Below are 14,762 nucleotides of genomic sequence, written 5' to 3'. Positions count from 1 at the left end.
CAAAACCTTTGGATATGAAAAATTTCATTTACCTATTATTTTTCTGCGCACTTTTTTCATGTAAAAAGAAAGATAAGCAACAAGCTCCAAGTGTACTTCCCTTTCCAGTTCAGGAAATGAAGTCAGAAAATGTAACAACTTTTATAGAATATCCTGTAAATATTGAAGGAATTCTGGATGTAGATATTCGTCCACAAGTAGAAGGTTATATTTCAGAAGTAGTTGCTTTGGAAGGACAAAATGTGAAAAAAGACGCTATTCTTTTTAAATTAAGCACGCCACTTTTAAAACAACAAGTAGAAGCTGCTTTAGCTTTGGTGAAAGTTGCTGAGTCAAATGAGCGAAAAGCAATCATTGATGTGGAGAAATTAGAACCTCTTGTAGAGAAGAACATCATTAGTCAAGTCCAGTTAAACACTGCGATTAGTAACTACGAAGCTGTAAAATCACAATTAAATCAAGCAAGAGCAAATTATAAACAAGCAAAAGATAATCTAGATTTTTCTGTGATTAGAAGTCCGATTGATGGCGTTGTTGGAGTTTTTCCTTATCGTGTTGGATCTTTGGTTGGAGCAAATGAAACGAATCCATTGACAGTGGTTTCAGATATTGATAGTCTTCGAGTGGTTTTTACCATTAATGAAAAAGATTTATTGAAATTGAGAAGAGCTTTTACCACGGATGATTATGAAGATTTATTACCAAAATTACCAAAGTTAAATTTGATTCTTGCAGATGGTAGTAAATTTAATCAAGAAGGAGAAATTATCACAATTGGTGGACAAATTAACCAACAAACTGGTGGTGTAGAGATGAAGGCTTTGTTTTTGAATAAAGATAAAATTGTAAAAAGTGGAGCGAGCGGAAAAATCAGAATGCCGATTCAACAAGATAGTGTTTTACTAGTTCCACAGATTGCTACTTATGATTTACAAAATAAAAAATTCGTTTATGTTGTCGGAAAAGATGATACAGTGAGCCCAGTTGCAGTAACAACTTCTGAGCAATATGGAGATTTTTATATTGTCACAAAAGGACTAGATGAAGGACAGAAAATAGTAATAGAAAATGTGAGTAAGTTGAAAAAAGGACAAAAAATTATTCCTGTTTCAAAAAACGCACAACAAAAGGAAAGTTCAACGCAACAAAATAAATGATGCTATGCTAAGATTATTTATACAAAGACCAGTACTTTCCACCGTAATTTCTATTATCATTTTGATTTTGGGAGTGATTGGTTTAAGTACTTTACCAATTGAGCAATATCCGGAAGTAGCTCCACCAACTGTGCAGGTTTCTGCGAATTATTTAGGAGCAAATGCCGAAACAGTTTTGAATAGTGTGGTAACTCCCTTAGAGGAAGAAATCAATGGAGCCGAAGGAATGACCTACATGACTTCTTCTTCGAGTAATGATGGTTCGGCAAATATTACTGTTTATTTCAAATTAGGAACAGATCCTGATATTGCAGCAGTAAATGTGCAAAATAGAGTTTCAAAAGCAACAAGTAATTTGCCTCAAGAAGTTATTGAAACTGGAGTTACAACAGAGAAAAGTCAAACTTCCGCTTTAATGTTTATGTCTTTTTATTCTGAAAATATAGATCTAGATGGAATTTTTGTACAGAATTATGTGAAGATTAATATTGTTCCAAAACTTCAAAGAATTGAAGGAGTTGGACAAGTAGAGGTTTTTGGAGCTAAAGATTATGCCATGCGTATTTGGCTTTCTCCAGATAAAATGGCGAGTTATGGAATTACACCAGCAGATGTTCAAGCTGCTTTAAACGAACAAAACTTACAAGCTGCTCCAGGAAAAGTTGGAGAAAATTCGGAAGGTGTTTTTGAATATGTTTTAAAATATAAAGGACAATTTGATGAGGTTTCAGAGTATGAAAATATAATTATACGTGCAGATGGAAATGATTTTTTAAGAGTAAAAGATATTGCAACTGTAGAGTTAGGAGCTTTTAATTATGGAACGAATAACCAAGCTATGGGGTATCCTGGAGTTGCTATCGGAATTTTTCAAACTTCTGGTTCCAATGCACAGCAAATTATCTTGGATATTGAAAATGTTTTAGACGAAAGTGCACCAGATTTTCCAGACGGATTTAATTATATCATTCCTTATAATGTAAAAGACTTCTTAGATGCTTCTATGGATCATGTTGTGCAAACTTTGATAGAGGCTTTTATTTTAGTTTTTATTGTTGTTTTCTTATTTCTTCAAGATTTACGTTCGATTATCATTCCAGCAATTGCAGTTCCTGTAGCAATTATCGGAACATTTTTCTTCTTAGAAGCTTTTGGTTTTACGATCAATCTTTTGACACTTTTTGCTTTAGTTTTAGCCATTGGAATTGTGGTAGACGATGCTATTGTAGTTGTGGAAGCTGTCCATGCTAAAATGGAAACCACAGGAAAGCCAGCAAGAGAAGCTACACTAGATGCGATGCAAGAAATTTTTGGAGCAATTATTTCGATTACACTTGTAATGGCTGCCGTTTTTATTCCCGCTTCCTTTTTAAAAGGTCCTGCAGGAGTTTTCTACAAGCAGTTTGCAATTACTTTAGCTATTTCCATTTTGATTTCCGCAGTAAATGCCTTGACTTTGAGTCCTGCGCTTTGCGCTGTTTTCTTAAAAGATTTACACAAGAAAAAAGAAAAGAAGAATTTATTACAACGATTTTTCAATTTATTTAATAGAGGATTTGATTGGTGTTTAAATGTATATTCTAAAATCGTTCATCTTTTTATTAGAAGAAAAATTATACCAATAGCTGGACTTTTAGGCTTCATTGCTCTGATGTTATTTTTGTTTAATAAAACACCACAAGGATTTATTCCAACAGAAGATAGAGGAATTGTTTTTGCCGATGTAACGATGCCTCCTGGCTCCACACTTTACCAAACAGAAAAAGTAGTAAATCAGTTAGATTCTATATACCAAACTATGGATATCATTGATAAAAGAATGAGTATTACAGGTTTTAGCTTATTAAATGGAGGAAACGGTAGCGCCTATGCTTTTTCGGTTTTAAAACTTCAAGATTTTTCTAAACGAAAAAATGATGACGAAAGTATTGATGCTGTAGTTGGAGAACTTTTTAAACGGACATTTTCTGTACCAAATGCAAGAATATTATTTTTTACACCACCAAGTGTACAAGGTTTTGGAAATGCAAATGGTTTTGAATTAAAACTTCAAAATAAAACAGGAACAGATGATTGGCATACGGTGAGTAATGTTGCAAACGAGTTTTTGTTTGAGTTAAATAAAAGACCCGAAATTCAATATGCAATTACGGCTTTTGATCCGAATTATCCGCAATATGAATTGGAAGTAAATGTTGATAAAATTAAAAATGCAGGTTTAAATGTAAATCAAATATTTGCAACACTTCAAGGATATGTTGGAGGACTTTATGTTTCCAATTTTAATAAATTCGGAAAACAATATCGTGTTCTTCTTCAAGCAAAAGCAAATGATAGATCGAAATTAGAATCTTTGAATTCTATTTTTGTAAATAATGGTCAAAACGCAGTTCCGATTACAGAATTTATCAATTTCAAAAAGGTATATGGGCCAGAAACAGTACAACGATTCAATCTTTTGAATTCCGTTTCTGTAAATGGATTGCCAAATCCAGGTTATAGTTCTGGAGATGCTGTAAAAGTAATTGCTGAGGTTGCGAAAGAACATCTTCCTTCGACTTATGCTTACGATTATTCGGGGATTACTAGAGAAGAAATTGCAACCGGAAATCAGTCAATCATCATTTTTGCTTTGAGTTTGCTCTTTGTTTATTTCTTATTAAGTGCGCAATATGAAAGTTATATTGTTCCGCTTTCGGTGATTTTTTCATTGCCAATAGGAGTAGCAGGAGCAATAGGTTTTGTGAATATTACAGGATTAGAAAATAATATTTATTTCCAAATTGCCCTCATTATGTTGATTGGTCTCTTGGCAAAAAATGCGATTCTGATTGTGGAGTTTGCAATACAGAGAAGACAACATGGAATGTCTATAGTAGAAGCAGCAATTGAAGGAGCGAAGGTTCGTTTAAGGCCAATTTTAATGACTTCTTTCGCATTTATTTTTGGATTATTTCCATTGGCATTTTCAACTGGAGTTGGAGCAATCGGAAATCAATCTATTGGAAAAGCTGCCGTAGGAGGAATGTTTATAGGAACTGTATTTGGAGTTTTTGTAATTCCTGTTTTGTTTGTGATTTTTCAAAGTTTACAAGAAAGAATTTCAGGGAAAAAAGGAGATAGTGAAATTAATGAATCAAAAAATCTTCCAGAATCATGAAGAAACTAATTAGCTATATATTCGGAATATTTTTTAGTGCTGTGTTGTTGAGTTCTTGTTTTGTAGCAAAAACTTATGAACGACCAGAAATTGAAACAACAGATTTGTATCGAAATTTTAAAGAAGAAGATACATTAACGATTGGAACTGTAGAATGGAAAGATTTTTTTACAGATAAACATTTACAAAATTTGATTGATTCTGCTTTTCAAAATGGTTTTGATATCAAAATGGCTTTGGAAAATGTGATTGCAGCAGAAGCTTATTACAATCAAGGAAGGTCAGGATATTTACCAACACTTTCAGCAGGAGTAAATGGAACTTTTCAATATTTTTCCCAAAATGGACAGTTTTCTTTTATTTCTTCTTCAGGAGCTTTGTTTGAGCAATATGAACTAAGCGGGAATGTTTCTTGGGAAGCAGATATTTGGGGAAAGATTCGAAGTAATCGACGAGCTACTTTTGCTGCTTTTTTAAGTTCAAATGCTGGTTATCGTTTGGTTCGAACTAAATTGATAAGCAATTTGGCATCTTCTTATTATCAGTTATTGGCTTATGATGCTCAATTGAAAATTGTTCAAGAAAACTTAGAAAATAGAGTACAAAATCTTCAAACGATGCAAGTTTTGAAAGAAGCAGGTGAGCAGAATGAAGTTGCAGTTTTACAAAGTAAAGCGCAAGTGATTCAAGCACAAACCATGCTTTTGGATTTAGAGAAAAATATTCAACTTTTAGAAAATACAATAAGTATTCTTTTGGGTAAAAATCCACAAGAAATAGAAAGAGGAGATTTGTATTCGCAAGATTTTCCGATAGAATTAAAAGTTGGTTACCCAGCTCAAATGTTACGAAATCGTCCCGATGTTGTTCAAGCAGAATATAATTTCGTACAGATGTTTGAAATGGAAAATGTAGCACGTTCTAATTTTTATCCATCATTTAATATTACGGCACAAGGAGGTTTTCAGAGTACAGATTTTCAAAAATGGTTCGATGTAAAATCTTTATTTGCTTCTCTTATGGGAGGTTTGACACAGCCAATTTTTAACCAAAGAAAAATAAAGACACAATATGAAGTAAGCAAAGCACAGAAAAGACAAGCTTTGTATAATTATAAATTAACGATTTTAACTGCTGGGAAAGAAGTTTCTGATGCGATGTTGGAATATGAAATAGAGTCGGAGAAGTTAATTTTATTAGAAAGAGAAGTAGAAGCATTACGAAAAGCCACTGAATATTCGGAAGAATTATTGATTTACGGTTTGGCGAATTATTTGGATGTTTTAACTGCAAATAGTAATCAATTGAATGCGGAGGTAAATAAAATAAATACGGAGTTTCAAAAGATTAACTCGATGATTATGCTTTATCAAGCTCTGGGTGGAGGAAGTTTGTAAGATTCTGATTTAAAAAAGGAAGTATTTAAAAAATCTATCTAATGTTAAGTAAATATTATGATAAAAATTAAACTAATTCTAAATTAGTTTCATAAATTTGCACTGAACAAATTACGGAGGAAAGATTTGGACTGATTGCAACCTCGATAAAAAACCGCTAAAGCAGTATGATTTTACTTCTTTATCCGACCAATCAATTCAAATCTTACTTATTATTTCATTTAAAAAGAAAATAGATAACTATGTCGTATTTTTTTACTTCAGAATCTGTTTCTGAGGGACATCCAGATAAAATCGCTGATCAAATATCAGATGCATTAATTGACAACTTCATGGCTTTTGATCCAAATTCAAAAGTTGCATGTGAAACATTAGTTACTACAGGACAAGTAGTTTTAGCCGGAGAGGTGAAATCTAAAACATATTTAGATGTTCAGAGTATTGCGAGAGAAACTATTAAGAAAATAGGATATACAAAAAGTGAATATAAATTTGATAGTCATTCTTGTGGAGTTTTTTCTGCAATTCATGAGCAATCAGATGATATCAATAGAGGAGTAGATAGAGATTCGGAAGAAGAGCAAGGAGCAGGAGATCAAGGAATGATGTTCGGTTATGCAACTAACGAAACTTCAAACTACATGCCTTTAGCCTTAGATTTATCTCACTTATTATTGAGAGAGTTAGCTGAGTTACGTAGAGAGAATAAAGAAATTTCTTATTTACGTCCAGATGCAAAATCTCAGGTAACAATTGAATATGGAGATGATAATAGACCTTTAAGAATTGAAGCAATCGTAGTTTCTACGCAGCACGACGAGTTCGATACTGATGAAGATAAGATGTTAGCTAAGATAAAAGAGGATATCATCAATATTTTAGTTCCAAGAGTTAAAGAAAAACTTTCTCCAGAAATTCAAGATTTATTCGGAGAAGATATTAAATACCACATCAATCCAACTGGAAAATTCGTAATTGGAGGACCACACGGAGATACAGGATTAACTGGTCGTAAGATTATCGTAGATACTTACGGAGGAAAAGGAGCACACGGAGGTGGAGCTTTCTCAGGAAAAGATCCTAGTAAAGTAGACCGTTCTGCAGCTTATGCAACTCGTCATGTTGCGAAAAACTTAGTAGCAGCTGGTGTTGCTGATGAGGTTTTAGTTCAAGTTTCTTATGCTATTGGAGTAGTAGAACCAATGGGAATTTATGTAAATACGTATGGAACTTCTAAAGTAAACTTAACAGATGGTGAGATTGCTGAGAAAGTTCAAGCTATTTTTGATATGCGTCCTTTCGCGATTGAAAAGCGTTTAAAATTACGTAACCCAATCTATTTAGAAACTGCTGCATACGGACACATGGGAAGAGAATCAGAAGTGAAAAATGTTTCTTTCACGAATCCTGCAGGAGAAACGATTACGAAAGAAGTAGAAACTTTTACTTGGGAAAAATTAGATTATGTTGACCAAGTTGTAGAAGCTTTTGGATTGTAAGAGATAAAACTTAAACAAAAATAGAAAAACCCATTTTCAAACTGAAAATGGGTTTTTTAATTATATAAATACAATGAAATTGATAAAAGCTTATATCTGAAAAATTTTAATTATTGAATAATTAATTTCTCTGAATAACTTCCTTTATCGGTTTGGAATTCTAGATTATAGATTCCTTTTTCAAGCTTTGAAAAATCTATAGTATTTCTACCGCTGATAACTTTCTTTTTAGTTGTAACAGTTCTTCCTAACATATCTCTAAGAACTACTTCGATTTCTTCTCCAAATTTTGAATCAATCGTAATCATTCCATTTGTTGGGTTTGGGAATACTTTTAAATATTTAGAAAAATCTACTTCTTCAACATTTAAAGATAAGATAGTATAAGTTGCTTCCCAACCTGTTCCGTTTACATAAGGATCAGATACGAATTTTACAAACATAGTTCCATTTCCAGGAGTAGTAACAATCGGATCTGGAATTTCAGAACCTGTATATTCTCCTAATAAAGGAGCATCTTCATTTGGTCCGTCATATACATAAATGAAATCATAATCAAACTCTAAATCCATCTCACTAAAGTCTAATTGTAATTGTGCTGCATTTTCAGGGTTAATTAACCATTCACAAGTAGAATTATCTACATAGTTCCCATTTCCACTACCATCCGAAAAAGTTTCTGAAGGAGCTTCTAAAACTTTCATACCAGAACATGGTTGTTCCATTCCTTCATAAATTCCTACAGCAAACCAAGCATCTATAACAGATTGATATTCTTCTGAATCTTCTCCAAATAAATCAGATGTAGCTTGTAAAGACCCTTGAAAAGCCTCATAAAATAATGCATTTGGAGAGACATAATTAATCAAGTTTCTAAATGCAATACTTCTAGCACTTTCTAATCCAATTGCTTTAACATCATAAAAATCTCCATTATCATTCGTTCCACTTCCTCCATTTACTAGTAAGTAAAACCAGTAATTTTGAATAGAACTATTAATATGTACACCTCCATTGTCAAAACCAATATTACTTGGCTCAATCCAGAAATTTCCTCTATAAGTATCAGGATGTTGTTTTGCATTTGGATTTGACATAGAACGCATGTAAGATCCATTTAAGAATACACCATCTCCAATTAACCAACTACTTTCTCCATTTGCAAAAAACTCAATACAAATACCAAAAATATCTGCAAAAGACTCATTTAAAGCACCAGATTCTCCTTGATATACTAATCCTCCGTTACCATTACTTCCGACAACTAAATGTGTAAATTCATGTCCTTCTACATCCAATTTTGTAAAATGATCATATTGTGTACCATTTCCTAATCCATAAATCATGATATTATATGGCGCTCCTAATGCAGCAGCATTATTTGGATTTTCTTGTAATTCTGGTGGATTGATATATTGTTTAATCTCATGACCATTTCCGTCAAAACTATCTCTATCAAAAACATCTAAATAAAAATCATAGGTCATCTCCATTCCCCAGTGTACATCTAATGCTGCTTGAGAATCTCCTGTTAATTGCCAAGTAGTAGAAGAATTTGTATAATTGGTAGCACCAGTATATCCATTGATATTTAGAGTTCCATCTGTTGCATTATAAGTTTGAATTCCTCTTCCATCTTCTTGTAAAATATATTCATCTCCCTGCTCAGAAAAAGTAATGGTTTTCTCTCCTTCATATTTTGTATGTGCAGTTCCTTCGATATCTTCATTTGCATAAAGATTTACTTTATTCAAAACTTTGCCAGTTTCCACATCGATAAATAAATAACATAATTCAAAAGGTTGATTCGAATCAATTCTCACCTGATGTACTAGCTTGTGAATGTAACTATTCTCTGTTGGTATTTTAGCAAAAACAGTTTCTGTAGGATATTCTTGAATCAGTGAAGAAACATTTAAATAATTCTTACCAATCGTCATTGCTTCTTCTTGGCTAATAGAAACAGAAGTATCAATATCTTTCAGATTAAAGACTTGTCCATTAATTGATAATACTTTTCCTTCTTTAGAATGTAGCATCAAAATAGCACCATCAATCTCAATTCCATTAAAATATTGTTGAAAAGTTCTATGTGTTATATTTAAATTGTCCGTGTTTGAGTTTATTTCTTCAAAAGAATACTCTGAAGATAATTGAAACCAATCTGGGATATTTTTCAAAGTTTGCTCTTGATTAAGCTCAAAGCTTCTCAAATTAGAACTGAAACTTCCCTTATACATATTTAGATTAGGAATTTCAGTTTGTGCAAAATTTGAAATTGGCGATAAAAGAAGCAAAAAAAGTGCTTTTTTAAGAAGTAATTTTTTTATCATTTTATAGTATTTTCAAATAAAAGTTAGGTTAGTATAGTTAGTCGTAAAACTATAAAATATTTTACATTAAATAAATATTAACTTAACTTATATGTAAAAACATAATTTAAATGATAAAATAGTATCATTATTTAATTTAAGGTGTAGCTAGGTTGTTTTTTGGAGCTTCCCTTCCTTCCACTTCGTTCAGAAGTCAGGTCAGGCTTTCCGCTACAAGTTTTCCTAAATAAAAAAAGAATTTCTAAGCAATACGTGGGCTTCTAAGGTCGCCTCCGTTTGCCAAGAAATTCTAATTTTTTATTTAGCAAAAGCTTTTCGCTACAATCCTTAAGCCATAAAATTACGAAACCAAAGAATCTTGATCCATAACTTCAGGTTTTTCAACACCCATTAAGTCTAAAATTGTAGGAGCAATATTTGCTAAAATTCCATCTTTAATATTTTTCAATTCCTTATCTACTAAAATTACAGGAACAGGATTTGTCGTATGTGCTGTGTGCGGACTTCCGTCAGCTTTCATCATGGTTTCAGAGTTACCATGATCTGCAATTACGATACTTGTATAATTGTGTTCTAAAGCTTTTTTAACTACTTTTTCTAAACAAGAATCTACAGTTTCTGCTGCCTTTACAGCTGCTTCCATCACTCCTGTATGACCAACCATATCTGTGTTTGCATAATTTAAACAAACAAAATCAACTTCTTCTTTTTCAATCTCAGGAATAATTGCATTCGTTAAATCGTATGCGCTCATTTCTGGCTGTAAATCATAAGTTGCTACTTTTGGCGAAGGACACATAATTCTTTGCTCTCCATCAAACTCTACTTCTCTTCCTCCAGAGAAAAAGAAAGTAACATGTGGATATTTTTCTGTTTCAGCAATACGAATTTGCTTTTTCTTATTTGCTTCTAAAACTTCACCAATTGTTTGTGTTAAGTTATCTTTTGGATAAATCACATGAATATTATTGAAAGCATCATTGTAATTTGTCATTGTTGTAAAATGTAAATCCAATGGTTGCATGTCATATTCTGGGAAAGCTTGTTGCGTAAGTGTTTCTGTCAATTCTCTTCCTCTATCCGTTCTGAAGTTAAAGAAAATCACAGCATCACCTTCTTCAATAGTTTTTACAGGGTTTCCATTTTCATCTGTTAAAACAATTGGTTTGATGAATTCATCCGTAACATCATTGTCATAACTTTTCTGAATTGCTTCTAAAATATTTGTAGTTTTTTCACCAGTTCCATGAACTAATAAATCATAAGCCAATTTTACACGCTCCCAACGTTTATCACGATCCATCGCATAATAACGACCGATAACAGAAGCTAATTTACTATTGTGTTTTTCTAAATGATTGTTTACTTCTTCAATAAATTTAATTCCAGAAGTTGGCGCTACATCACGTCCATCCGTAAAAGCATGAACATAACTTGTCAATCCTTGTGCATCAGCAGCTTCAACCAAAGCTTCTAAATGCTTGTAGTGCGAATGAACTCCACCATCTGAAACCAATCCGATAAAATGAACATTTTTATTGTTTTCTTTCGCATAAGTCAAAGCGCTTTGAATAGCTTTTTCTTCGTGAAATTTTTTGTCTTGAATTGCAATATTGATTTTCACCAAATCTTGATAAACAATTCTTCCAGCTCCAAGGTTCATATGTCCAACTTCCGAATTTCCCATTTGTCCTTCAGGAAGACCAACTTGCAAACCATCAGTTCTAAGCGTTGCATGCGGATAATTTTGGTACAAAGAATCCATAAATGGAGTTTTGGCTTGATCAATTGCAGATACATTAGGATCTGGAGAAATTCCCCATCCATCCAATATAAATAAGATAACTTTCTTGTTCATTTTTTCTATTGTTGTGTTGAAAATAGTTTGAAAATACAAAGATACTCATTTAGCGACAATATAATTTTGTTAGATTTTTGTGAAAAATAACATCTATCATGACTTATTGTTTAGAAATTGTTAATTTTAGCAACCAAAAATTTATTAAAAATGAGTACGCCTTTTATACTTAATGAAGTCACAAAGAAACTTCCGAAACATTTGCATAAATTCATTATGCGTCAACCTTACGAAGATTATACAGCACAAAACCACGCTGTATGGAGATATGTAATGCGATTAAATGTGGATTATCTTAGTAAAGTGGCACATACATCATATGTAGAAGGTTTAGAGCAAACGGGAATTTCGATTGAAAGAATTCCAGAAATGGAAGGAATGAACCGTATTTTAAAAGAAATTGGTTGGGCAGCAGTTGCTGTAGATGGATTTATTCCACCAAATTCTTTTATGGAGTTTCAAGCATACAATGTTTTAGTAATCGCATCAGATATGCGAACTTTAGAACATATTGAATATACACCAGCACCAGATATTATTCATGAAGCTGCTGGACATGCACCAATTATTGCAAATCCTGAATATTCTGAATATTTGAGAAGATTTGGAGAAATTGGAGCAAAAGCTATTTCATCAGGGAAAGATTATGAGATTTATGAGGCAATTCGTTTACTTTCTATTTTAAAAGAAAATCCTAATTCAACGCAAGAAGAAATTGATGTTGCGCAAAAGGTTGTAGAAAGATTACAAGACGATATCGGAGAGCTTTCAGAAATGGCTCAAATTCGTAATTTACACTGGTGGACTGTAGAATATGGATTAATTGGAAGTATGGATGATCCAAAAATTTATGGAGCGGGATTACTTTCTTCAATCGGAGAAAGTGAATGGTGTTTAAAAGAAGAAGTGAAAAAACTTCCTTATACCTTAGAAGCTGCAGATGTAAGTTTTGATATTACAAAACCACAACCACAATTATTCGTAACGCCAGATTTTGCACATTTAAGTAAAGTTCTTGAAGAGTTTGCAAATACAATGGCTGTAAGAAAAGGTGGATTGTCTGGAGTAAAGAAAATAATTGATTCTAAAAATTTAGGAACAGTAGAATTAAGTACAGGAATTCAAGTTTCAGGTATTTTTACAAACGTAATTGAAGGAGAAAATCATAATCCAATTTATATTCAAACTACAGGGCCAACTGCTTTAGCTAGCAGAGATAAAGAATTAATTGGTCATGGAATTGATTACCATGCCGAAGGATTTGGTAGTCCAGTAGGAAAATTAAAAGGAATCAATCTTGCTATTGAAGATATGTCTCCAAGAGATTTAGAAGTGTACGGAATCTGTGAAGGTGAAACTACTACTTTGGAATTTGAAGGTGGAATTGTGGTAACTGGAGAGGTGATTACAGGAGTTAGAGATATTAAAGGAAAAATCTTATTAATTTCTTTTAAAAACTGTACGGTTACACATGGAGATACTGTTTTATTTGATCCTGCTTGGGGAATTTACGATATGGCAGTAGGAAAAGAAGTTGTTTCTGCATTCGCAGGTCCTGCAAGTGTAGAGTCTTTTGAAGATTATGCAAGTGTTTCGGAAACGAAAACACAAAAAATTGAATACTCTAAAGAAGATTTAAAACTTCATAAATTATATCAAGATGTTAGAGATATCAGAGAAAACGGAAATATTGATATTCAGAAATTAAATATTATTTTCGAAATCTTAACGAAAGAATATCCATCAGATTGGTTATTACCATTAGAGATAATGGAATTAGTAAACGATTCTGAAAATGAGTTAAAATCTAAAGTATTTGCTCATTTACAAGAATTACAAAACAACGAAACGTATAATCATTTAATAAAAAAAGGTCTTCGTTTAATTTCAGAAGATCTTGTTTTAGTATCATAAACAGAAAGAAGAAAATGAGTTTTTTTAATTTATTTGGAAATAATAACAACGGAGAAGAAATCAAATCTTACTTAGAAAAAGGAGCTGTTGTAATTGATGTAAGAACAGTTGGTGAGTTTGCAGAAGGACATGTTCCAAATTCTACAAATATCGTTTTAGACACGATTCCTCAAAAAGTAGAGGAGATTAAAGCGATTAATAAACCAATTATTGCAGTGTGTAAAAGTGGAGGAAGAAGTGGTCAAGCTACAGAATTCTTAGCTGCACACGGATTAGACATCATAAATGGAGGTCCTTGGCAAAACGTAAATCAATATATTGAAAAATAATTTTCAAGATAAATAGTTGTAAAACAGAGAGGTATTTTTTAATTGAAATATTTCTCTGTTTTTTTTTGAAAAAAAGCTTGCAGGTACCGAAAAAGCTCGTATATTTGCATCGCAATCAAGCAACGGTCTGGTAGTTCAGCTGGTTAGAATACCTGCCTGTCACGCAGGGGGTCGCGGGTTCGAGTCCCGTCCAGACCGCAAAAAGCTTCTCAATTTTGAGGAGCTTTTTTTATTTCCTCACATTTCACTTTCGAAAACCTTTTGAAATTTTTTATATAAAAAAAGCACCCATAAGGTGCTTCCTAATTTATTTTCCAAAAAATGCTTTTGTTAAACCATATGCGTTTAAAAATAAATAGATAATAATTGCCAAAAGCACCAATAAAAGAACTAACTTTTTATTATTTGGCTTTTTTCTTTGGTTCATTCTTCCAAATTTCATTTTATAAAGTTTTTTTAATTCCTCTTAACATTTCTCTTTTACCAGGTGGTCCAGGAAGTTTTTCTACTAAAAACCCAACAGCTTGCATTGCTCTACGAACACTTCCTTTTGCTGAGTAAGTTACTAAAATTCCTTCATCTTTAAGAGCTTTGTACATGCTTTCAAAAATTTGCTCTGTCCACAATTCTGGTTGAACTCTTGCACCAAAAGCATCAAAATAAATCAAATCAAATGCATTAGAATCAGAAATATCTTGAAATTTCTTTTCTTGTTTTTCTAACTCGAATGCATCTGAAATTTGGTGTTTTTCATTCCAAGAAATAGAGTGCATTTTGTCAAAAACAGAAGAATATTTTTCAGAATCTAATATTTCAGGATAATTTAATTCCTTCACAATAGACTCTGCAACAGGATAGGCTTCTACACCTGTATATTGTATTTTTTTGTTGTTTTTTAAACTTTCTAAATACGTTATGAAACAATTTAACCCAGTACCAAAACCAATTTCTAAAATCGAAATTTCTTCCAAATCACAAATTTCAAATCCGTGTTTGATAAAAACATGATAAGCTTCTTGAATTGCTCCATGCTTCGAATGATACTGTTCGTTCCACTCAGGTATATGAATAGTCGTAGAACCGTCTCCTGTTTTAATAATCTTTCTTTCCAAAAT

Annotated in this window: 10 protein-coding genes and 1 tRNA gene; 7 read left to right on the top strand and 4 right to left on the bottom strand. The window is 32.4% G+C overall.

Features of this window, described 5'->3' with window-relative positions; translation table 11 throughout:
* Positions 1–14: 14 nt before the first annotated feature.
* The 4 genes from I0K12_RS03800 to metK all read left to right on the top strand — a co-directional run bounded on the left by I0K12_RS03800 (position 15) and on the right by metK (position 7,213).
* Positions 15–1,157 (top strand): efflux RND transporter periplasmic adaptor subunit, encoded by a 1,143-nt coding sequence (locus tag I0K12_RS03800; RefSeq protein WP_196885544.1) that lies wholly within the window; start codon positions 15–17, stop codon positions 1,155–1,157.
* Positions 1,158–1,161: 4 nt separating this feature from the next.
* Complete coding sequence (locus I0K12_RS03795) at positions 1,162–4,317, top strand: efflux RND transporter permease subunit (protein ID WP_196885543.1); 3,156 nt, start codon at positions 1,162–1,164, stop codon at positions 4,315–4,317.
* Positions 4,314–5,714, top strand: coding sequence for an efflux transporter outer membrane subunit (locus I0K12_RS03790; protein ID WP_196885542.1), 1,401 nt, complete (start codon positions 4,314–4,316; stop codon positions 5,712–5,714). The genes I0K12_RS03795 and I0K12_RS03790 overlap by 4 nt, the downstream gene beginning before the upstream one ends.
* A gap of 242 nt (positions 5,715–5,956) precedes the next feature.
* Entirely contained in the window at positions 5,957–7,213 is a 1,257-nt protein-coding gene (gene metK, locus I0K12_RS03785; protein ID WP_196885541.1) for a methionine adenosyltransferase, read from the top strand.
* A 110-nt stretch (positions 7,214–7,323) separates the two neighbouring features.
* Here metK and I0K12_RS03780 read toward each other — a convergent pair whose 3' ends face one another.
* Both I0K12_RS03780 and gpmI read right to left on the bottom strand, forming a co-directional pair.
* On the bottom strand, positions 7,324–9,546 hold the full coding sequence (locus I0K12_RS03780; RefSeq protein ID WP_196885540.1) for a M4 family metallopeptidase: 2,223 nt from the start codon (positions 9,544–9,546) through the stop codon (positions 7,324–7,326).
* Between the two features lie 340 nt (positions 9,547–9,886).
* Positions 9,887–11,404, bottom strand: a complete 1,518-nt coding sequence (gene gpmI, locus I0K12_RS03775) for a 2,3-bisphosphoglycerate-independent phosphoglycerate mutase (RefSeq protein WP_196885539.1) — start codon at positions 11,402–11,404, stop codon at positions 9,887–9,889.
* Between the two features lie 150 nt (positions 11,405–11,554).
* Here gpmI and I0K12_RS03770 point away from each other — a divergent pair, with 150 nt between their 5' ends.
* From I0K12_RS03770 to I0K12_RS03760, 3 genes are all read left to right on the top strand, one after another.
* Positions 11,555–13,318 carry an aromatic amino acid hydroxylase gene (locus I0K12_RS03770; RefSeq protein ID WP_196885538.1) on the top strand — a complete coding sequence of 588 codons (1,764 nt, stop codon included), beginning with the start codon at positions 11,555–11,557 and terminating at the stop codon, positions 13,316–13,318.
* Positions 13,319–13,332: 14 nt separating this feature from the next.
* Entirely contained in the window at positions 13,333–13,647 is a 315-nt protein-coding gene (locus I0K12_RS03765; protein WP_196885537.1) for a rhodanese-like domain-containing protein, read from the top strand.
* Between the two features lie 124 nt (positions 13,648–13,771).
* Positions 13,772–13,845, top strand: a tRNA-Asp gene (locus I0K12_RS03760).
* A 109-nt stretch (positions 13,846–13,954) separates the two neighbouring features.
* Here I0K12_RS03760 and I0K12_RS22090 read toward each other — a convergent pair.
* Together I0K12_RS22090 and mnmD are read right to left on the bottom strand one after the other, a co-directional pair.
* Positions 13,955–14,089: a hypothetical protein gene (locus I0K12_RS22090; RefSeq protein ID WP_255552859.1), complete on the bottom strand. Its 135-nt coding sequence runs from the start codon at positions 14,087–14,089 to the stop codon at positions 13,955–13,957.
* Between the two features lies 1 nt (position 14,090).
* A complete protein-coding gene (gene mnmD, locus I0K12_RS03755; RefSeq protein ID WP_196885536.1) occupies positions 14,091–14,759 on the bottom strand; it encodes a tRNA (5-methylaminomethyl-2-thiouridine)(34)-methyltransferase MnmD in 669 nt (222 codons plus the stop codon).
* Positions 14,760–14,762: the final 3 nt, after the last annotated feature.

This window comes from Aureivirga sp. CE67, from assembly GCF_015767245.1.
GTDB lineage: Bacteria > Bacteroidota > Bacteroidia > Flavobacteriales > Flavobacteriaceae > Aureivirga.
The sequence above is the reverse complement of the archived record's forward strand: the minus strand, read 5'-3'. Positions and strand labels throughout refer to the sequence as shown.

Excerpts from the sequence above, each read along its gene's own strand:
- I0K12_RS03800 (WP_196885544.1), top strand. The coding sequence starts at position 15 with ATGAAAAATTTCATTTACCTATTATTTTTCTGCGCACTTTTTTCATGT.
- I0K12_RS03795 (WP_196885543.1), top strand. The coding sequence starts at position 1,162 with ATGCTAAGATTATTTATACAAAGACCAGTACTTTCCACCGTAATTTCT.
- I0K12_RS03790 (WP_196885542.1), top strand. The coding sequence starts at position 4,314 with ATGAAGAAACTAATTAGCTATATATTCGGAATATTTTTTAGTGCTGTG.
- metK (WP_196885541.1), top strand. The coding sequence starts at position 5,957 with ATGTCGTATTTTTTTACTTCAGAATCTGTTTCTGAGGGACATCCAGAT.
- I0K12_RS03780 (WP_196885540.1), bottom strand. The coding sequence starts at position 9,546 with ATGATAAAAAAATTACTTCTTAAAAAAGCACTTTTTTTGCTTCTTTTA.
- gpmI (WP_196885539.1), bottom strand. The coding sequence starts at position 11,404 with ATGAACAAGAAAGTTATCTTATTTATATTGGATGGATGGGGAATTTCT.
- I0K12_RS03770 (WP_196885538.1), top strand. The coding sequence starts at position 11,555 with ATGAGTACGCCTTTTATACTTAATGAAGTCACAAAGAAACTTCCGAAA.
- I0K12_RS03765 (WP_196885537.1), top strand. The coding sequence starts at position 13,333 with ATGAGTTTTTTTAATTTATTTGGAAATAATAACAACGGAGAAGAAATC.
- I0K12_RS22090 (WP_255552859.1), bottom strand. The coding sequence starts at position 14,089 with ATGAAATTTGGAAGAATGAACCAAAGAAAAAAGCCAAATAATAAAAAG.